A 19196-nucleotide genomic window follows, 5' to 3' on the forward strand; every position below is an offset into this window, starting at 1 on the left:
GCACGAGGGCGTGCCAGTGCGGTGACGGCCAGGACGGCCGGGGATCTCGCCCCGTGTGGATGACGCGGCCGGGCGAGGCCGTGCCCCCGGAAAGTGACCTTTCCTGCAAAATGCACCCGTGCCGCATAGGTCGGCGCCGTGCTCCGTCTCCTACGACGAAAAAGGGATCGAAGATGACCACTGTGGGTGTGCGGCGCTCCAGCCGACTCGGCCGCGGCGGCATGCGCCGCCTGGTTCCCCTCGCTGCCGTCGCTGTGTCAGGTGCCCTGCTGCTCTCGGCCTGCGGGTCGGGGTCCGGCTCGGGCGGTAACGCGAAGTCGCTGACGTTCTGGATCTCCACGGTTCCGGGGCAGGACGCGGGCTGGAAGAAGCTGGTCGCGCAGTACAAGAAGGAAACCGGCGTCAACGTCAAGCTCGTCAACATCCCCTACGACGGGTACCCGACGAAGCTGCACAACGCCGCGCAGGCGAACTCGCTGCCCGACGTGGCGGACGTGCCCGCGCTGGACCCGATCTGGTCGAGCAAGCTGGTCGACCTCAAGTCCATCGCCAACAACAAGAGCTACAACATCAACTCCAACTTCCTGGCGAAGGACTCGTCCGGGAAGGTGCTGGCCATTCCGTCGGACGTCACCGCGTCCGGCCTGTTCATCAACAAGTCGCTGTTCGAGAAGGCCGGCGTCGCCGTTCCCGCCTCGCCCGCGAAGACCTGGACCTGGGACGAGTTCATCGCGGCGGCCAACAAGGTCCGCGAGAAGACCGGCGCCAAGTACTCCCTGACCTTCGACCAGTCGCCGTCCCGGCTGCGCGCCATGGTGTACGAGATGGGCGGCAAGTACGTCCACGCGGACTCCTCCGGCAAGTTCTCGGCGGACGCCGCGACCAAGAAGGCCGTGGAGTACTTCGTCGGCCTGAACGACGACAAGGTCATGCCGAAGTCGGTGTGGACCAGCGGCGCCGACCCGTCGGCCATGTTCCAGAGCGGTGACGTCGTCGCCTACTGGTCCGGTGTGTGGCAGGTGCCCGCCTTCGCGGACAGCATCAAGAAGTTCGAGTGGGCGAGCGTCCCGACCCCCGCCCAGCCGGTGCAGGCCAGCGACGTCAACAGCGGCGGCATGATGGTCGGCTTCAACAACAACGGCGCCGCGGCCACCGCCGCGACGAAGTTCATGTCCTGGGTGTACGAGCCGAAGAACTACACCGAGCTGGTCGAGAGCTCCGGGTTCCTCCCGGTCGAGAGCGGTCTGACTCCGAAGTACCCCTTCAAGTCCGCGGCGGCGCAGGCGGCGTTCAAGCTCTACAACGAGGAGATCCCGCTCTACGCGCCGATCTCGGGCTACTTCAACAGCGCGCAGACGAACTGGGTGCTGAAGGGCAAGAGCCTCACCACCGACCCGACCAAGACGGAGCTCGGCAAGGCGATCAACGGCCAGCAGTCGGCCGACAAGGCCCTGCAGAACATCGTGGACGGCTACAACACGGCGGTCGGCGGCTGATCGTGGGCCACAGGGCCGGGCGGCGGGATCCAGACACCGCCGCCCGCCTTGGTCGCCCCGTGATGCCGGGCTCATGACGTGAGCCCACAGCGATCCATTCCACCAGCACGGAAGTCAGGAAGATGACAAATAGCGCCGCGGACGTGTCCGTGAGGCCGCCCAGGAAACGACGTAGCTCCTACACACTCGCGCCGCTCGTCCTCATCGCGGCCAATGTCGTGCTCTTCGCGCTGTTCTTCGTGTGGCCGGCGGTGATCGGGCTCGTCTACTCGTTCACGAACTACACCGGTGTGGGGGCGTTCCAGTTCATCGGACTGGACAACTACCAGAACCTGTTCGGGGACTCCACCTTCTACGACGCGCTGTTCCGGACGCTGCTGTACGCCGTGCTCGTCGTGCCGCTGAACTTCGTGCTCTCGCTGTTCATCGCCAACCTCGTGGTGAGCAAGCAGGCCAAGGGCGCGTCGGTCGCGCGTGTCGTCTTCTTCATCCCGTGGCTCATCTCGCCCATCGTCGTGGGTGTCCTGTGGCGGTGGCTGTTCGGTGAGAACTTCGGACTGATCAACTACGTCATCGAGAAGCTCGGCGGGCACGCGATCGCGTGGCAGTCGAACGCGGACCTGTCGCTGGGCGTCGTGGTGATGGCCGGTGCCTGGTGGGGAACGGCCTTCTCGATGCTGCTGTTCATCGCGGCGATCAAGAACGTGCCGGTGTCGTACTACGAGGCGGCCTCGCTCGACGGAGCCGGCCCCTGGCGCCAGTTCAGGAGTATCACGCTGCCGAGCATCGCGCCCACCTCGTTCATCGTGATCCTGCTCAACACGATCAACGCGATGAAGGAATATCCGCTGTTCGTCTCCCTGAACAACGGTGGACCGGGCACGTCGAACAACCTGCTCGTCCAGTACATCTACGAGACCGGCTTCAACCGGGGCCAGATCGGCTACGCGAGCGCCGCGTCCTTCGTGCTCATGCTCATCCTGATGGCCGTCGCGATCATCCAGCTGATCGTCAACCGGCGGGTGGAGAACCGATGACAACCACAGACACGCCGCGTCCGGTCGACACCGGTTCCGCCCGGACCCTCTCCAAGAGGCGGCGGCGCAACGGGCGCGACGGCGGCCTTCGCAGCGCGGTACCCGCGACGACACTGCTGTGGATCCTGGCGGCCCTCTACGGGCTGCCGGTCGCGTGGTTCGTCCTCAGCTCCTTCAAGCCGGCGGGCGACCTCTTCTCCCTCCCGCTGACGGTGCTTCCGCACAACCCCACCGTCTCGGGTTACAAGGCGGCGTGGGAGAGCGCCAACTTCTCCCAGTACTTCATCAACACGGCCCTCGTGTGCGTGATCACGACGATCCTCACGGTGGGGGTCAGCTGCTGCACCGGGTACGCGCTGGCCAAGTACAACAACCGGTGGCTGAAGTTCTTCTTCCTCTGCATCCTGGCCACCACGATGCTGCCGTCCGAGGTCATGCTCGCCCCCGAGTTCCTGGTGGTCCGCGACCTCGGCCTCTACAACTCGTTCGCCGGCATCATCCTCCCGGCCGTGCTCACCGCGACCGGCTGCTTCATGTTCCGCCAGTTCTTCCTGACGGTCCCCGACGAACTCGTCGAGGCCGCGCGCATCGACGGCGCCCGTGAGCTGTCGATCTTCCTGCGGATCATGGTGCCGATCTCCCGGCCCATCATGCTGACGCTGGCGATCCTGTCCTTCCAGTGGCGCTGGAACGACTACATCTGGCCGCTGCTGATGCTGAACGACCCGAACAAGTTCACCGTGCAGATCGGCATCCAGAGCCTCGTCGGCGCGCAGAACATCAACTGGTCGGTGCTGCTGGGCGGTTCGGTCATCTCCATGATCCCGCTGATCATCATCTTCCTGGTGTTCCAGCGCTACGTCATGAGCGCCGACATCAACGCCGGACTGAAGGACTGACCTTGCACACCCCGCTCGACCACGAGTTCGTCCGCGCGGCGGCCCGCGCCGCCGACCGGTCGGCCGCCCCGCTGGCGGCCGGCCCCGACGAGGAACCCGCCGGTGTGGCGCACCGTGGTCTGGCGCGCCGGGTCAAGACCCTGATCGCGGCCTACCGTTCCCCGGACTCGGCGCTGCACGGCAGCGGGCAGGCCGTCGCCGCCGCGACGACCCACCTCCGCGCCCTGCGGGCCACGCAGACCGGCACCGGCCTCTTCGCCGGCGGCGACAACGTGCAGTCACCGCCGGACTCCGCGTTCACGGTGAACGACGTGTGCGACGCGCACGTCCTCGCCGCGGGCGCGGGTCCGGAACTGAGCGAGGTCACGGCCGCGCTCGCCGGCATCGCGGGCGCCGCCACCCCCGGTCTCCTGACCGGCGGGGTGCACACCCCGAACCACCGCTGGGAACTGAGTTCGGCGCTGGCCCGGCTGCACCGCTCGTTCCCTGACGACCGGCTGCTCGCCCGCGTCGAGGAGTGGCTCGCCGAGGGCGTCGACATCGACGCGGAGGGTCTGTACTCGGAGCGCAGTGCCGTCTACGCGTCCCACGTGTCCAACCCCTCGCTCCTGCTCCTGGCCGACGTCCTCGACCGCCCCGACCTGCGGGACGCCGTCGAACGCAACCTCACCGCGAGCCTTGACCTCATCCGGCCGGACGGCACGGTGGAGACCGTCCACTCGCGACGGCAGGACCAGAACCACCCGTTCCCGCTGGCGCCCTACCTGGCGCACTACCGGCTCCTCGCGATCCGCACCGGCCGCGGCGACCTCAGCCGAGCGGCGCACCGGGCGGCAGCCGGCGGCATCGACGACCCGGACCTCCTAGCAGAGTCCATCCTCACCCCCGACCTCTGCCGCGAGCTGCCGAGCCCGACGCCGGAACTCCTTTCCCGCGACCGGTACTTCACCACGGCACGCCTCGCGTCCCGCACCTCCACCACCGCGCACAGCGTCCTTTACGGCGGCTCGGACGTGCCAGCGTTCCGGCGCATCCGCTCGGGCCTCGCCTGCAACCCCACCTTCCTGCGCCTGTTCGCCGGCGACGCCGTCCTCGACGCCGTCCGCCTCGCGCAGGGATTCTTCGACCTGGGCCCGTTCCGCGCCGCCCACATGGAGCAGCTCGCCGACAACCGGTACCGGCTCACCGAAACCCTCTCGGCCGCCTACTACCAACCGCTCCCGCCGGACCTACGACAGCCCGACGGCGCGTACTACCTGGCGGACGAGGGACGCTTCTCCGCCGCGATGGCCTTCCCGGACCGGCCCCAGGACGAGGTCTCCCGGACGACCCGCATCGACGTGGAACTGCGCGAGGACGGCGCCGACCTGCGCATTGACATCAGCGGCCCACGGGTGCCCTGGGCCCTCGAACTGACCTTCCGTCCAGGGGGAGTTGCCGAAGGCGCCGAACCGCTCGACGACGGCCGCTGGTGCCTGACGACCGGCCCGCTGACCTACCGCGTCGGCGACGACGAGATCCGCGTCGAGGCCACCGTCGAGGCGGGCGAACCCCTCGCCGGACCCGACCGGAGCGACGTACTACGGTACGACCCGGGACAGGACTACACCGTGGCCGGCGGCACCGACGCGACGACCGGGAACCGCGTCTACCTCGGTGGAAACGGCCCCCAGACACTGCGCGTCGCACTGCGCGCCGTCCGCCCCGCACCCGCCCGCTGACTCCGACGACCCACGCCATGGCCACCTCAGGCATGAAGGGCTGATCCACCGCGATGCAACTCCCTCACCAGCGCGGCCCGTTGCACGACCTCCCCGACACCCCGGAGGCCTACGACGCGGTCCTCGCCGACGTCGTCGAGCAGGCCCTGCGCCGCATCACGCCGGAGGGCAACCTCGAACACCCCGACTGCTACGACGACATCGGGGACACCTCGCTCGGCATGACGTCCCTGCTGGCCTTCGCCTGGCAGCGAGGCAAGGACCCGCGACTGCCGGAGGCCGTACGGCGCAGCCTCGCCTTCCACCTCCGCGAGCGCGTCTACACCGAGGACAACCCCGGCTACCCGAACCTCCGGGTCCGCAACTCCGGTCTCCCGTACGCCCGTTACGTCCTGGAAGCGGGCGCGCACCCCATCGGCGACTGGCCGAGCACGGCGTGGGCGCTGCTCCAGGCGGTCAACCTCCTCGACGCGACGGACGGCCTCGTCGACGACGAACAGCGCACCGCCCTGGTCGAGTTGGCGCACGGCTACTGGCGCTGGCTCACCGAGGCGACCTTCTTCAACCCGCAGGAGGCCGGCAACCAGGCCATCGGCTGTGTCGTCGGCGGCCTGATGCTGGCCCGCCATCTCCCTCCGGAAGAAGGCGAGTTGGTCCGCGCGCGTGCCCTCCGTGTGTACGGCGACGAGATCCGCGCCCACCGCGTGAGTGACCGTGGCGCCCTCCTCCCGCCCGAGCACGGCGGCGCGTACGACAACAACTACGGCCCGATCTCCCTGTCGTTCCTCGCCAAGGCCCACATCGAGAGCGGCGAGGACGTCTTCGCCGAGGACGGGGAGGCGCTGGCCCGCTACATCGACGCCCGCCTCACCGGCGGCGGCTTCGACAACGGCGGCCCGCGCTACAGCGAACAGCACTCCGGCTTCGAATCGGTCCTTGGCCTGCGCTACTTCGGCAGCCGCATCGGCTCCGACATCGGCCGCTACCGGGGAGACACCCGCTGGGGTCGGCACGCGGTCAAGCCGGACGGGGGAGTGGACGGGCACTTCGCGTGGATGCTGGTCTGGCAGATCCAGGACAGCACGCGCTGGCACCGCACACCGTCCACGACCGCCGCCCGGCACCAACTCCGGTCGGGAATCGTCTCGGTGGCCTTCGACAGCGAGATGACCCCGTCACTCGTCGAGGCGGACGGCACCTACTACCTGCCCGCGGCCGTGAACCGGCAGCACGGCTTCGGCCCCGTGCTCGACGGCTTCCTGCTGTGCCGCCCGATGGGCGAGGTGCGGGTCCGTGACGTCCAAGTCGACGGCCTGACCGCCAAGTTGGTCACCAAGCCGGTCGTCGGCCGCGACCACGTCCTGCGGCACATCCGCTCCCTGTACGTCACCGACGGCACGCGGCTCTGGATGACGGTGGCCCTCGAACGCCTCGACGGAGCACCGTACTTGCTGGCCGGGCTGCCCTACGCGGCGGACGACGGAGACCGGGTGCGCAGGACGGCGGAGGGCGATGTCACCTCCGCGGGCGCCCTGCGCCTCACGCACCCGACCGGCCTGGGCGCCGACCACTTCGACGCCCGCTCCGAACTCACCCAGCAGGAGGCGGCGTTCGCCCTCGCCGCCGACCCGCGCGGCTACGGCAACCCCGACGAGGGCTGGCTTCACCTGGTCAGCTCGACAGCGCTGGAGGCCGACCCGGCGCCGGGCGCGCCGGAGAACCTGCACGTGTTCGCCGTGCGGTACGGGCCCGGGGCAGGGGAGTTCACGCCCGCCTTCGAGACCGGCGAGGACGGCCTGACCCTGACCGTCCGCACGGAGGCCTTCACCGCGGTGATCGGCGACCCTGCGGGCGATGCCGACGCCGAGCCCGAGCTCACCCTGCGAGCCTGAGGGCGCCCTCAACTGCCTGCCTGCGCCGCCGAGTTCCGCTCCGGCGCGGGCAGTGCACCGACCGGCACGACCAGGTCGGCCCGGTCCCGGGTCGTCGCCACCAGGTCGGCGTTGCGCTGATCGCTGCCCGACACCCAGGCCACCGCCGTGTCGTGGTCCTTGCCGAACTCCTCGTGCCGGGCGACGAGTCGGCGGACACGCTCGTCCTCGTCGGCCTCGCAGAACCACACCTCGTCCAGGCAGGGCCGTACCCGCGCCCATGAACCCGCCTCCAGCAGAAGGTAGTTCCCCTCTGTCACCACCAGCCGGGCGGTGGGCAGCACCGGGATCGCGCCGGCGATCGGCTGCTCCAGCACGCGCTCGAAGCCCGGCGCGTACACCACTTCGTCGGTCTCCTCGTGGAGCCTCCGCAGGAGTGCCGCGTAACCGGCCGCGTCGAAGGTGTCGGGCGCGCCCTTGCGGGCGCGGCGGCCGAGGCGGTCCAGTTCGACGTCGGCGAGGTGGAAGCCGTCCATGGGGACGTGCGCGACCCAGGGTTCCGCGCCGCTCCCGTTCAGAGTCCGCACCAGGTGCTCGGCGAGGGTCGTCTTGCCCGCGCCGGGGCTGCCGGTGATCCCGAGGACGGCACGTCGCCCCGGGATGGCGAGAGCGGTGGCACGGGTGAGGAGATCGTCGAAAGTCAGCGGCACACGGAGAGTGTGCCATCCGTCTCGGTTGCCCGGCCGGGGCGATGATGTGCGGAAGATCGGGGAGTCGACCCGGTGGAGAGACCATGGAGTGGGGGACAGGAACAGGAGCCGTCCATGACCGACGACGCGACACAGATCCGCACCCTCATCACCGGCTGGGCCGAGGCCGTCCACCGCGGCGACCTTGACCGCGTCATGGCGGACCACACCGAGGACCTCGTCATGTACGACGTCCCGCCGCCCCACGCCGGTATCCACGGCTTGGCCGCCTACCGCGCCACTTGGCCACCGTTCTTCGACTGGCAGGCCCAGGGCGCCCGCTTCGACATCGACTCCCTCGACATCACGGCCGGCACGGACGTCGCCTACGCCCATGCCCTGCTCCGGTGCGGCACCCCCGAGGAGTTCGCCGAACACCCCACGCTGCGCCTGCGGCTCACCTTCGGCCTGCGCAAGGAGCGGGGCCGGTGGCTGGTCGCGCATGAGCACCACTCGTTCCCGCACGACTGATGGGGCAAGGGCGTTCAGGTCGCCTTGGCGATCAGCTCGTCGGCGACCCAGTGCGCGACGTCGGCGGGGTAGGGCGCGGGGAGTCCGAGCACGATGTGCGGGAAGCCCGCGTCGAGTGCCTCGCGGATCGCGGCCCGGGTGGCCTCGGGGCGGTCGTAGGAGACGGCGAGGTGGATGGAGCGGGTGATCGTGGCGGGGTCGCGGCCGATCTCGGCGCAGTAGCGGTCGAGGAGTGCGCTGCGGTCGACGGCGTCCTCGATGTCGCCGCCGGGGATGTTCCACAGGTCGGCGTGCTCGGCGACCACACGCAGGGTCGCGGCCGCGCGTCCGCCGATGAGGATCGGCGGGTGGGGGTGCTGGACGGGCTTGGGGTTGCCGAACGCGCCGGTGAGGTCGTGGTGGGCGCCGTGGAAGTCGAACGGTTTCTCCTCGGTCCACAGCCGCCGGATCACCGTGCAGGCCTCGGCGAGGCTCGCCACGGCGTGCGCGGAGTCGTGGAAGGGGAGGCCGTGCGCCTCGTACTCCCGCCTGGCCAGAGGATGGTCGGGGCGGGAGCCGACGCCGATGCCGAAGTCCAGCCGTCCGCCGGAGACGATGTCGACGGTCGTGGCGATCTTCGCCAGCATCGCGGGCGGCCTGATGCGATTGCTCGTCACCATCACGCCGAGCCGCAGGCGCCGGGTCTGCGCGGCGAGGGCCGAGAGCATGGTCCAGCCCTCGAAGGCCGGGCCGTCCGGGTCGCCGCCGATCGGCATGAGGTGGTCGAACAGCCAGGCGTGCTCGATCTCCGGGACGGTGTCGGCCTCCCGCCAGACACGGAGGAGGTCGTCGTAGCCGACCTGCATGGGGGCGGTCATGATTCCGAAGCTGGGGCGGGGGGTGTGGGGCATGGTGGCGTCCGTTCCTCGACAAGGTGCGATGGCAGGCGTGGCTTGGTCGTCCGGCCTCTGCTCTGGCATCATGGGCAAGCGGAACCTTGTTCCGGAAACGATACGGAACAAGGTTCCGGTTTGGCAAGTCGCGAAGGTGGAGGAGTTGCGCGGTGACTGAGAACAGTGCGGACGCGGGACGCGCGACCCGGCCCGGGAAGGCGGACGGCCAGTCCAAGCGGGCCGACGCCCGGCGCAACAAGGAGACCCTCCTCGACGCCGCCGCCAAGGTCTTCGTCGCGTCCGGGGTCGACGCTCCCGTGCGTGACATCGCGCGCGAGGCCGGCGTCGGACTCGGCACGATCTACCGGCACTTCCCGACCCGGGCGGATCTCGTCATCGCCGTCTACCGGTACCAGGTCGAGGCCTGCGCGGAAGCCGGTCCGGCGCTGCTGGCGAGCAGTGCCACGCCGTACGCCGCGCTTCGGGAGTGGATCAATCTCTTCGTCGACTTTCTGGTCACCAAGCACGGGCTCGCCGCGGTGCTGCGGTCCGACACCGCCGGTTTCGAGGCGCTGCACGGCTACTTCCTGGACCGTCTGCTGCCGGTGTGTGCCGAGCTGTTCGATGCGGCGGTCGCCGCCGGTGAGGTCCGGTCGGACCTGACTTCCTACGAGATCATGCGCGGCGTCGGCAACCTCTGTGTCGGCGCGGAGGGCGACGAGCGCTACGACGCGCTCCGCCTCGTCGACGTCCTCATCGCGGGCCTGCGTCTGCCGAACTGACGGAGTCGCCGCTCTCGTTCATGAACGGGTGGCCGGGGTGTCATCTCCCGGTCATCCGGCACTGAGACGTTCCCTCTGACGGAAAAGTTGGCTATACAACTTGAAGAGGGAGTGATGGCGATGTCACTGTCAGTAGAAGATCTGCCGCTCACCTGGCTGCGGGACAACTGTCCCTGCCCCCGCTGCCGCGACCCCCGCAACGGGCAGAAGCTGTTCCAGATCACCGAACTGCCCACCGGCCTCGCGCTGGACGCCGTACGACGGACCGCCGACGGTGTCGAGGTCGACTGGGCGCCGGACGGGCACCGTTCCGCGTACTCCGCGCAGTGGCTGACCGTCAACCGGCCCCACGGCGGGGACGGTTCAGGGGACCGGCGTGGCGAGAACAGCAAGACTCTGTGGGCCGCCGCCGACCTGAACGGCCGTCTCCCCGAGGCGAGTTGGGCGGAGTATCTGGGTGACCCGGCGGTCAAGGCGCGGGTACTGGAGTCGGTCCTCGGGCTCGGGTTCGCGCTGTTGCGTGACGTACCTTGCCGCGAGGGGCAGGTGCTGGAGGTCGCGGAGACCTTCGGATACGTCCGCGAGACCAACTACGGGCGGCTCTTCGACGTACGGGTCGAACCGGACCCCAACAACCTCGCCTTCACCGGCGCCCGGATCACCCCGCACACCGACAACCCGTACCGCGACCCGGTGCCCACACTCCAACTCCTGCACTGCCTGACCAACGCGGCGGTCGGCGGTGACTCCGGGCTGGTCGACGGGTTCAAGGCCGCCGCGCTGCTGCGGGCCGAGGACGCGGAGGCGTTCGCCGTGCTGACGCGCACCCCCGTGCCGTTCCAATTCAGCGATGCGCGGACCGAGTTGTCCGCAGACCGGCCGCTGATCGACGTGGACGGCCGGGGCCGGATCCGCGAGGTGCGCTTCAACAACCGTTCCATCGGCACCCTGTTGCTGCCCGCCGACGAACTGGAGGCCTTCTACCGGGCCTACCGCACCTTCGCCGAGATCACCCTCCGCCCCGAACTCCAGCTGGAATTCCGGCTGTTGCCCGGCGACTGCCTGATCTTCGACAATGTACGGCTGCTGCACGCGCGAACGGCCTTCGAGGAGAGCGGCGCCCGTCACCTCCAGGGGGCCTACGCCGACATCGACGCGCTCGCCGGCACCCTGGCCGTACTGCGTCGCGAACGGGCCGTAGCCGCAAGGGAGTTCGTGGACGAGTTGGCCGGACTCTTCGCCGGCGAGGGTGCGAGCGCCTACCTGGGGGAGGAGGTCACGATGGCGCAGCACATGCTCCAGGCGGCGGCGCGTGCCGAAGAGGCGGGTGCGCCCGACGCGTTGATCGCCGCCGCGCTGCTGCACGACCTCGGGCACTTCCACGGGCCGGTCAGCGGCGAGGAGTTGATGGAGGGCACCGACAACCGGCACAGCCACACCGGGGCGGACCGGCTGGCCGAGTGGTTCGGTCCCGAGGTCACCGAGCCGATCCGGCTGCACGTGGCGGCCAAGCGGTATCTGTGCGCGGTCGAGCCGGGTTACTTCGGCCGACTCTCCCAGGCGTCGGTGTACACGCTGGAGGTACAGGGTGGTCCGATGTCTCCGGCCGAGGTCGCCGCGTACGAGGCGAATCCCTACGCGGCGGACGGGGTCGCGGTGCGCCGCTGGGACGACGAGGGAAAGGACCCCGAGGCGCCGACCCCGCACTTCGCGCACTTCCGGCCGCTGCTCACGGCCTTGCTGCGCAAGGACTGAGGGGACTGGCAGAAGGACTGAGTCAGGCGTCGTCGGCCGGGCGGCGGGCCAGCGAACCGGAGGCGGCCGAGCTGTGGACGGTGAAGGCCACGGTCTCCGGGAGGTAGCGGTCCTCGGACCATTCGACCGGGGTGCCCGCCGGATCCGTACTGCACCGGCGTTCGCGCAACAGCGGGTCGCCGGGCCCGCAGCCGAGCAGCCGCGCGTCCTCCTCGTCGGCCCGGCACAGGTCGATGGTGTGCTGGGCGTCCGCGATCAGCACCCCCGACTCCTCCAGGGCCACGGTGTGCGACACGGTGTCCGGCGGCAGCTCCGCGATCAACTCGCCCACGGCGGACGGGTATACGGTCCGCTCGATCATCACCGGCCGCCCGGAGAGCGTGCGCAGCCGTCGTACCTCGTAGACCTCCGCCCCTGCGGGCAGGCGTAGTTGGTCCCGCTCGGTCGTGTCGGCGGGGCGGGTCTCCACGGTGACGGTCCGGGCGCCGGGCTCCTCGCCCGTGGAGCGGGCCCAGCGGGTGAAGCTGAGGAGTTCGCCGAAGCTTTGCGGGCGGGGCGAGCCGATCACGACCCGGCGGGTGCCGCGCCGGGAGGCGATCAGGCCCTCGGTGCGCAGGAGGGCCATCGCCTGGCGGACCGTGCCACGGGAGACGCCGTACCGCTCGGCGAGTTCGCCCTCGGCGGGCAGCCGGCCGCCGGAGCCGTAGCGGCCCTCGCCGATCTCGCGGCCGAGGTCGGCCGCGACCTTCCGGTACATCGCCGGGGGTTTTCCCGTGCCGGCCGGGCCGTCCGTCACCGCGCGCCTCTCCTCAGGTCCCGAGGCTGTCAGTCGTTGTCGGCGTTCTTCTTGTTCTTGATCCGCTCGGCTTCCTTGCGGACCTCGGCCTGCGTGGCGCGCTCCTTCTCCAGCCACTCGGGGCCGTCCTTCTTGAGCGCCTCGATCTGCTCCGTGGTGAGGGGCTCGGTGACCCCGCCGCGGGCGAGACCGGCGATGGAGACGCCGAGCCTGGCCGCGACGACCGGACGCGGGTGCGGGCCGTTGGCGCGCAGCTCGCGCAGCCACTCGGGCGGGTTGGCCTGCAGCTCGTTCAGCTCGGCGCGGGAGACCTCGGCCTTCTGGAACTCGGCGGGGGTGGCCTCTAGGTACACACCCAGCTTCTTCGCCGCCGTGGCGGGCTTCATGGTCTGGGTGGTCTGGTGCGACTTCATACCGTCAAGAGTATCGACCGCGTTCGAGACCTCCGACCACGCCGGGTAACCTTGCGGGGTGACAGGCTCGGAAGCATCCCCCACATTTCGGCTCGCGTACGTCCCCGGGGTGACGCCCGCCAAGTGGGTGCGGATCTGGAACGAGCGCCTGCCCGACGTCCCCCTCGTCCTCGTACCGGTGGCAGCCGTCGAGGCATCCGATGTGCTGCGGCGCGGCGAGGCCGACGCCGGACTCGTACGACTGCCGGTCGACCGTACGTTCCTCAGCGCGATCCCCCTCTACACCGAGGCGACCGTGGTCGTGGCCCCCAAGGACCACGTCGTGACGGCGGCCGAAGAGGTGTCCCTCGACGAACTCGCCGACGAGGTGGTCCTGCACCCCCTCGACGACGTCCTCGACTGGGAACAGCCGCCCGGGGAGCCCGCGTTCGAGCGTCCCGCGACCACCGAGGACGCTGTCGAACACGTGGCGTCGGGCATTGGCATCCTCTACGTCCCCCAGTCCCTGGCCCGGCTGCACCACCGCAAGGACCTCACCTACCGGACCGTCGTCGACGCCCCGCAGTCGGACGTCGCCCTGTCCTGGCCCGAGGACGCGACCACCGAACTGGTCGAGGACTTCATCGGCATCGTGCGCGGCCGTACGGTCAACAGCACGCGAGGCCGTACGCCGACGCCCCCGCAACCGAAGACGAAGGCGAAGCGCGCCGAGACCCCCGCGCGCCGCAAGCCCGCCGCCGGAAAGTCGACCGGTGGCAGGACCGGAAACACCGGCAAGAACGCTCGCGGCTCCTCGGGCGGCGCCAAGGGAACCAAGCGCGGCAAGCCCCGAGGTCGTTGACGGCCGACGCGGTCCCTTCAGGCTGAGATCGCTGCCGTAGAACCCCGCACCGCAGGACGCGGCGTCGGCACGATCTCGCGGCGGGCGGCCGTCCGCCCCTCGCCGAGCCGCGTCATCCCGCACCGCCGGTCAGCAGATCGCGCAGGGCGCTCTCCTCCTCGGGGCTCAGACCGCTCACGAACTGCTGGAGCGCGCCGATCGGATCCGGCCCCCGGTCCAGGGCCTCGTGCATCGCTGCGGCGGTCGACTCGGCCGCGTTCTTCGCCGGCCGGTAGGAACCGCGCCGCCCGTCCGCGTCCCGCAGGACGAGCCCCTTGTCGTAGAGCCGCTTGAGGATCGTGTGCACGGTGTTGTAGGCGAGCGGGCCGTCGATCCGGGCATGGATCTCGGCCGGGGTCAGCGGCCGGTCGGTCGCCCACAACGAGGCGAGGACCTCGCTCTCCAGCTCACCGGCGCTGCGCCGCTCCGCCCGGACGCGCGGGTCTCTGCCAGCCATGGCGTTCACCTTACAGCGTGTAGGGCGGGGCTTGCCTAGCGTCGGCGCTCTGACCTGGGTCTTCTGCCTGGGCGGGGTCGATCGATGCGCTGGGGGTTTCCGTCCGGCGCCGGGGCGGCGAAAAGGTTGGTGCGCGGGACCGACGGAACCGGGTAACGTCCTTGGCATGTTCTTCCAGACGCCGATTTACGAGTGAGAGCGTGATGGGCCTCTGCTGACGTCTTTCGACGTCGCCGCCCGTCCCCCACCGATGAATCCGTAGATCACTCCACTTCACCACCGGGAGAACCCGTGACCGTGAGCAAGAACATCAACAACCCCGTGGGCATGGGCGGCGGCCAGCGCAAGAAGCAGTCCCGCGCCGAACGCCAGAACCACGGTCCGCACCGCAACCTCGACCGCCAGGGCGCGGCCGACCAGAAGGCGGAGCTGGTGCGCAAGATGCGCGAGAAGGCACGCGCGGCTGAGGACGCCGGGCAGACGGGCGACGGCACCGCGCAGAGCTGACGCACCGCCGCCGCGGGGCGGCACCGCACGAGGCAAGGCCCGGACCGCGACGAGCGGTCCGGGCCTTGCTGCCTCTGTTCGGGCATGTGCTGAGAACGCCGGTGACTGCGGTTCGCTCGGGTGCCCCTTCTGTTTCGGGGATGCCTACCTGAGCGTGCGGAGTTTCGGCAGCGGAGCCGCGTACGTCCCGCTCTTGCTGGTGGTGAGGCGGCGGTGGGCCAGGGACTCGACCAGGGCGACCGCGCAGCTGACGCCGTCGACCACCGGGATGCCGAGCCGGTCGGTCATGCGGGTGTCGAGGCCGGTCATGCCGGCGCAGCCGAGGCAGATGACCTCCGCGCCGGCGGCCATCGCCTGGCGGGACGCGTCGATGAACGCCTGTTCCGTGGTGGCCGGGTCGAGTTCGAGGTCCAGTACGCCCAGGCCGGTGGCGAAGACACCGGCGCAGCGGTCGAGGAGTCCGGCGGTGCGCAGGCTGTCCTCGATCTGGCCCGCTGCCCGGGCGAGTGTGGTGACGACGGCGAAGCGGCGGCCCAGGACGAGGGAGTAGAGGGCGGCTGCCTCCGTGATGTCGACCACGGGGACGTCGAGGAGTTCGCGTGCGCCCTCGCGGCCGTGTTCGCCGAAGCCCGCCATGACGACCCCGTCGACCGGCTGGTCGAGGTTCTGGAGCAGGTCCAGGACCGAGGCCGCGCTGAGGAAGCTGTCGAACCATCCCTCCGCGGAGGCCACGCCCCAGGTCGGGGTGAGGGGCAGGATGTGCGTGCCGGGCAGGGCGACGGCACGCGCCCCGGCGGCGATGGTCTCGGTCATGGTGGTGCTGGTGTTGCAGTTCACCACGGCGATCACGGTCATCGTGCCGCCCCCGCTCCCGCTGTGCGGCGTAGGCCCGAAGTGCCGTACGCCGTGCGGGTGTTGATGCCGATTCCGGCGGTGCGGGCACGGTCCACGGCCAGTGCCGCGTAGGCGAGGTCCTGGAGGGCGATGCCGACCGAGTTGAACAGGGTCACCTGCTGCGGATCGGTGCGGCCCGGGGTCAACTCGGCCAGGACCGCGCCGAGTTCGCGGGTGAAGGTCTCCCTCGTCGTGGCGTCTTCCGCGATCGAGAGCACGGCTTCTCCGGACTTGAGGAGTTGGGTGGCGGTGCTGTCCACGACGACCGTCGCGCGGGCCATGCCCGCCGCGTCGATCTCTCGGTGGTCGGGGCGTGGCGGGGCGCCGACCGCGTTGATGTGCTGGCCGGGGCGGAACCACTCTCCGTGGACGACTGGGAGGCGGGCGGGGGTGAGGGTGCAGACGATGTCCGCCGCCTTGACCACTCGCCGCGGATCAGGTTCCTCGACGACCTCGACGACGTCGCCCACCGCGTCGTGGAAGGCGCACAGGGTCGCGGCGGAACGGGACCAGACGTGCACGGTGTCGAGGGCGCGGACCTCCCGCAGCGCGTGCACGTGCTCGATCGCCAGCCGCCCCGCGCCGACCAGGCCCAGCACGCGGGCGTCCGGGCGGGCGAGGGCGTCGGTGGCCACGGCACTTGCCGCCGCCGTGCGCGTCCGGGTGCCTACCTCGCCGTCCAGTACGGCGAGGCACTCTCCCGTGCGTGCGTCCAGGAGCAGGACCGTGGAGCGCTGGGTGGGCAGGCCGGCGGCGCGGTTGTCGGGTGCGTCGGACATGACCTTGACCGCCGAGAGGCCCAGCCGGTGGGAGGTCGCGGTCATCGGGAGGAACTGGGTGGTGCCGGTGCCGGGGAAGGCCGCGGGGGCGGGCTGTTCGGCCCGGCCCTCGGCGAGGTCGATGAGTGCGGTGCGTACGGCGGCGATGACCTCGGCGCGGCTGACCAGCCCGGTGAGGTCGGCGGGGCCGAGCAGCAGCGTCATCGGTAGTCCGCCATGAAGCTGTCGTCGGCGAGGGAGTCGTAGGAAGGCGCGGTGCGTACCAGGCCGCCCTCCGCCAAGATGCGCATCCAGCGGTCGCTGGCGCTCTCGTCGATGGCCACGGTGTCCCATACGGCGCTCTCCGCCATCTGGCGCTGTGCCTCGCGCAGGATGCCCTGGTCCTTCTCGGGCCAGCGGCGCTTGAGGACGGCGTCGACGGTGTTCGGGTCGACGGTCGGCAGCAGCCGCATCGCGGTGTCGATGCCGGTGACGAACTGGGTGATGCGGTCGCGGAGTTCGGCCACGCGCTCGGTGCGGCAGTAGTAGACGCTGTTGGGCATGATGCCGCCGTCGTCGAGGTGCCGGAAGACGATCCGGGCGGCGCCCGACGCCTCCAACTCGGTGGCGGTGACCAGGTCGGCGATGATGGCGTCGCCGAGTCCGGCGGTGAACAACTCCACGAGCATCGCCGTGGAGAGGTCGCGGACGAAGCGGATGCCGACCGGGTCCACGCCTGCCTCGCGCAGCAGTCCGGCGGTGAACTCGTAGGGGGCGCTGCCGCCCGCGCCGGGAGCCAGGACGACCTTGCCGAGCAGGTCCTCCAGGGAGAAATTGTCGGAGCCGCCGTCCCGTACCGCGATGGCCATCGGGAACTGGTGGTTGAGCTGGCACACGACGCTCAACTCGCGCTCGCTGCCTGCGTACATGGCCGGTACCCACAGGCCGCCGAGCGCTATGTCGGCGCGGCCGGATTCGAGGTCGTCGAGGACGCCGGTCCAGGGGTCGCAGGCGACGGCGGTGACATCGAGGCCCGCGTCGTGGAAGAGGCCTTCCTGGTCGGCGAGGTATTCGGGGAGGTAGTTCAGGCCGTTGGCGGTGGCGGAGATGGTGAGCTTGTCCATGTTGGTGGTCCTCTCTAGGGGGTGAAGGGGTACGGGGTGCGGGTGCCGCTGGTCAGGCGTGGGTCGGGGTGGGGGCCGTCGTCTCGTTGACCTCTTCGAGCGTGCGGCTGCGGGTCTCGGGGGCGAACCGGGAGGCGATGACGAGCGCCGCGTACATCACCGCGACCATCCCGAAGACACCGGCGAAGGAGAACCGGTCCCACAGCGCGACGGCGGCGAAGGGCATGACGGCTCCGGCGATGTTGCCGATGCCGTTGACGATGGAGGTGCCGCTGGCCCGGATCGGGGTCGGGTACAGCTCCGGGGACCACACGGCGAGGGTCGTGTTGGTGAGCATGGTGAAGAACTGGAAGAGCGCGCCCAGGAGGAGGATCGCCGCGGTCTCGTGGGCGAACACCGCGAAGGCGACGGCGGTGAGGCAGCCCAGGCTGCCGGCCACGCCGATGACCGACCGCCTGCCGTAGCGGCCCGCGAGCAGGGCCGAGGCGCAGGCTCCGAGGAGCGAGCCGACGTTCATGATCATCGTGTAGAGCAGGCTGTCGGACAGGGTGTAGCCGCGCTCGGTCAGCAGCGTCGGCATCAGGAAGTTGAGGGTGACCTGGGCGCCGAACGCCATCCAGGACGCGGCGCCGATCGTGACCGTACGGGACAGGACCGAGGGGCCGAAGACCGCCGCCGGTGACGCCTTCACCTGGCGGGCGGGGATGTCCGCCTCGGTCAGTACGGGCGGGACGGACGCCGGTAGGTGTTTCGGGTCGAGCCGGTCGCCGGTCAGGCGGGCCAGGGAGTGGTTGGCGTCGTCGACGCGGCCCTGGGAGAGGAGGAAGCGGGGGGTCTCGGGCAGCCGCCTTCGGTATACCACCACGATCAGGGCGGGCAGGGCGAGGAGCACGAACGTCCAGCGCCACACCAGGTGGTCGCCGCCGAGCGCGGGGGCGAGCGGGCCCAGGAGCAGGAGGAAGAGGCCGTAGGAGAGGAAGTTGCCTACGCCGCCGGAGCCGACGTTGAGGATGGCGACGAGCGTGCCGCGGTGGCGGGTGGCGACCATCTCGCACAGCATCGCGATGCCGATGGTGAACTCGCCGCCCAGGCCGATCCCCACGACCAGCCGACTCGCCAGCAGGGTGGGGTAGTTCATCGCCGCGGCGCTGAGCAGGCCGCCCAGGGTGTAGACGAGGAGATTGACGCTGAGCGAGGTGCGGCGGCCGTAGCGGTCGGCGATCCAGCCGCCCGCGAACCGGCCGATCAGGCCGCCGATCACGGTGAAGCTGTTGATCGCCGTCAGTTCGTTGTTGCCGATGTGCAGGGACGACTTGATGAGGCTGCCCATCGCCCCCACGGAGTTCTGCTCCAGGGTGTCGAAGAACATCCCGGCGAGAATGATCATGAGGACCCAGAACTGGGCCCGGGTGAAGCCGGCTTCGTCCAGGGCCCGCGCGAGGGTGTTGGTCGCCGGGCGCGCCGCCGTCGGCGCGGAGAGCTGCGGGGCGCTCATGCGGCACCTGCCAGGGATGCCGGGGATGCCGGTGCGGTGATCGGGGTCGAGGTCGGGGTCGTGCTGTCCAGGTGACTCGGTTCGGTGCGATCCATGAGGGCCTCCGTCAACCAGTGAGTGCTATTGGTATACCAACGGCGGTCCGGTGGCCACAGGGCTGCGATGTTAACTCGATGTAAGAGGTGGGGGCTTCAGATTCCATCCCGGTTAAAATGCCAG

19 protein-coding genes are annotated in these 19196 nt (G+C 70.2%); 10 read left to right on the forward strand and 9 right to left on the reverse strand.

Annotation, left to right across the window (positions count from 1 at the left end; all coding sequences use genetic code 11):
• The first annotated feature begins 173 nt into the window (after positions 1–173).
• The 5 genes from OO69_RS11020 to OO69_RS11040 all read left to right on the forward strand — a co-directional run bounded on the left by OO69_RS11020 (position 174) and on the right by OO69_RS11040 (position 7045).
• The gene (locus tag OO69_RS11020; protein ID WP_033280340.1) at positions 174–1496 is read left to right on the forward strand and encodes an ABC transporter substrate-binding protein; all 1323 of its coding nucleotides are present in this window, start codon (positions 174–176) and stop codon (positions 1494–1496) included.
• 122 nt (positions 1497–1618) lie between these two features.
• Positions 1619–2533, forward strand: a complete 915-nt coding sequence (locus OO69_RS11025) for a carbohydrate ABC transporter permease (RefSeq protein ID WP_033280341.1) — start codon at positions 1619–1621, stop codon at positions 2531–2533.
• The gene (locus OO69_RS11030) at positions 2530–3432 is read left to right on the forward strand and encodes a carbohydrate ABC transporter permease (RefSeq protein ID WP_033280342.1); all 903 of its coding nucleotides are present in this window, start codon (positions 2530–2532) and stop codon (positions 3430–3432) included. The genes OO69_RS11025 and OO69_RS11030 overlap by 4 nt, the downstream gene beginning before the upstream one ends.
• A 2-nt stretch (positions 3433–3434) precedes the next feature.
• The gene (locus tag OO69_RS11035) at positions 3435–5153 is read left to right on the forward strand and encodes a hypothetical protein (RefSeq protein ID WP_033280343.1); all 1719 of its coding nucleotides are present in this window, start codon (positions 3435–3437) and stop codon (positions 5151–5153) included.
• A 53-nt stretch (positions 5154–5206) separates the two neighbouring features.
• Entirely contained in the window at positions 5207–7045 is a 1839-nt protein-coding gene (locus OO69_RS11040) for a hypothetical protein (protein WP_033280344.1), read from the forward strand.
• Between the two features lie 8 nt (positions 7046–7053).
• Here OO69_RS11040 and OO69_RS11045 read toward each other — a convergent pair whose 3' ends face one another.
• Positions 7054–7734 carry a nucleoside/nucleotide kinase family protein gene (locus OO69_RS11045; RefSeq protein ID WP_033280345.1) on the reverse strand — a complete coding sequence of 227 codons (681 nt, stop codon included), beginning with the start codon at positions 7732–7734 and terminating at the stop codon, positions 7054–7056.
• A gap of 114 nt (positions 7735–7848) precedes the next feature.
• Between OO69_RS11045 and OO69_RS11050 the strand changes: the two genes are divergently transcribed.
• A complete protein-coding gene (locus OO69_RS11050) occupies positions 7849–8244 on the forward strand; it encodes a YybH family protein (protein ID WP_033280346.1) in 396 nt (131 codons plus the stop codon).
• 14 nt (positions 8245–8258) lie between these two features.
• Here the strand turns inward: OO69_RS11050 and OO69_RS11055 are convergent, their stop codons facing one another.
• A complete protein-coding gene (locus tag OO69_RS11055; RefSeq protein WP_033280347.1) occupies positions 8259–9134 on the reverse strand; it encodes an LLM class flavin-dependent oxidoreductase in 876 nt (291 codons plus the stop codon).
• A 152-nt stretch (positions 9135–9286) separates the two neighbouring features.
• On the opposite strand from OO69_RS11055, the gene OO69_RS11060 reads away from it, so the two are divergent.
• On the forward strand, positions 9287–9898 hold the full coding sequence (locus OO69_RS11060) for a TetR/AcrR family transcriptional regulator (protein ID WP_033280348.1): 612 nt from the start codon (positions 9287–9289) through the stop codon (positions 9896–9898).
• 120 nt (positions 9899–10018) lie between these two features.
• Complete coding sequence (gene tmpA, locus OO69_RS11065) at positions 10019–11653, forward strand: TauD/TfdA family dioxygenase (RefSeq protein WP_033280553.1); 1635 nt, start codon at positions 10019–10021, stop codon at positions 11651–11653.
• Between the two features lie 22 nt (positions 11654–11675).
• On the opposite strand, the gene OO69_RS11070 is transcribed toward tmpA, so the two are convergent.
• Positions 11676–12449, reverse strand: coding sequence for a GntR family transcriptional regulator (locus OO69_RS11070; RefSeq protein ID WP_078652380.1), 774 nt, complete (start codon positions 12447–12449; stop codon positions 11676–11678).
• A gap of 29 nt (positions 12450–12478) precedes the next feature.
• Complete coding sequence (locus OO69_RS11075; protein WP_033280349.1) at positions 12479–12862, reverse strand: DUF5997 family protein; 384 nt, start codon at positions 12860–12862, stop codon at positions 12479–12481.
• Positions 12863–12920: 58 nt separating this feature from the next.
• On the opposite strand from OO69_RS11075, the gene OO69_RS11080 reads away from it, so the two are divergent.
• Positions 12921–13703 carry a LysR family substrate-binding domain-containing protein gene (locus OO69_RS11080; protein WP_033280350.1) on the forward strand — a complete coding sequence of 261 codons (783 nt, stop codon included), beginning with the start codon at positions 12921–12923 and terminating at the stop codon, positions 13701–13703.
• A 112-nt stretch (positions 13704–13815) separates the two neighbouring features.
• On the opposite strand, the gene OO69_RS11085 is transcribed toward OO69_RS11080, so the two are convergent.
• Positions 13816–14199, reverse strand: a complete 384-nt coding sequence (locus tag OO69_RS11085) for a BlaI/MecI/CopY family transcriptional regulator (protein WP_033280351.1) — start codon at positions 14197–14199, stop codon at positions 13816–13818.
• A gap of 291 nt (positions 14200–14490) precedes the next feature.
• Here OO69_RS11085 and OO69_RS11090 point away from each other — a divergent pair, with 291 nt between their 5' ends.
• Positions 14491–14706, forward strand: a complete 216-nt coding sequence (locus tag OO69_RS11090; RefSeq protein WP_199810922.1) for a DUF6243 family protein — start codon at positions 14491–14493, stop codon at positions 14704–14706.
• Between the two features lie 144 nt (positions 14707–14850).
• On the opposite strand, the gene OO69_RS11095 is transcribed toward OO69_RS11090, so the two are convergent.
• From OO69_RS11095 to OO69_RS11110, 4 genes are read right to left on the reverse strand one after another with little or no spacing between them, the layout of a single operon-like run.
• Complete coding sequence (locus OO69_RS11095) at positions 14851–15561, reverse strand: aspartate/glutamate racemase family protein (protein WP_033280352.1); 711 nt, start codon at positions 15559–15561, stop codon at positions 14851–14853.
• Positions 15558–16583: an ornithine cyclodeaminase family protein gene (locus OO69_RS11100; protein WP_051800913.1), complete on the reverse strand. Its 1026-nt coding sequence runs from the start codon at positions 16581–16583 to the stop codon at positions 15558–15560. The genes OO69_RS11095 and OO69_RS11100 overlap by 4 nt, the downstream gene beginning before the upstream one ends.
• A complete protein-coding gene (locus OO69_RS11105; protein WP_051800914.1) occupies positions 16580–17482 on the reverse strand; it encodes an ABC transporter substrate-binding protein in 903 nt (300 codons plus the stop codon). Before OO69_RS11105 ends, OO69_RS11100 begins: the two co-directional genes overlap by 4 nt.
• Before the next feature lie 52 nt (positions 17483–17534).
• Complete coding sequence (locus tag OO69_RS11110; protein ID WP_033280353.1) at positions 17535–18977, reverse strand: MFS transporter; 1443 nt, start codon at positions 18975–18977, stop codon at positions 17535–17537.
• Between the last annotated feature and the right edge of the window lie 219 nt (positions 18978–19196).

Source organism: Streptomyces sp. NRRL F-525 (genome assembly GCF_000716605.1).
Taxonomy (GTDB): Bacteria; Actinomycetota; Actinomycetes; order Streptomycetales; family Streptomycetaceae; genus Streptomyces.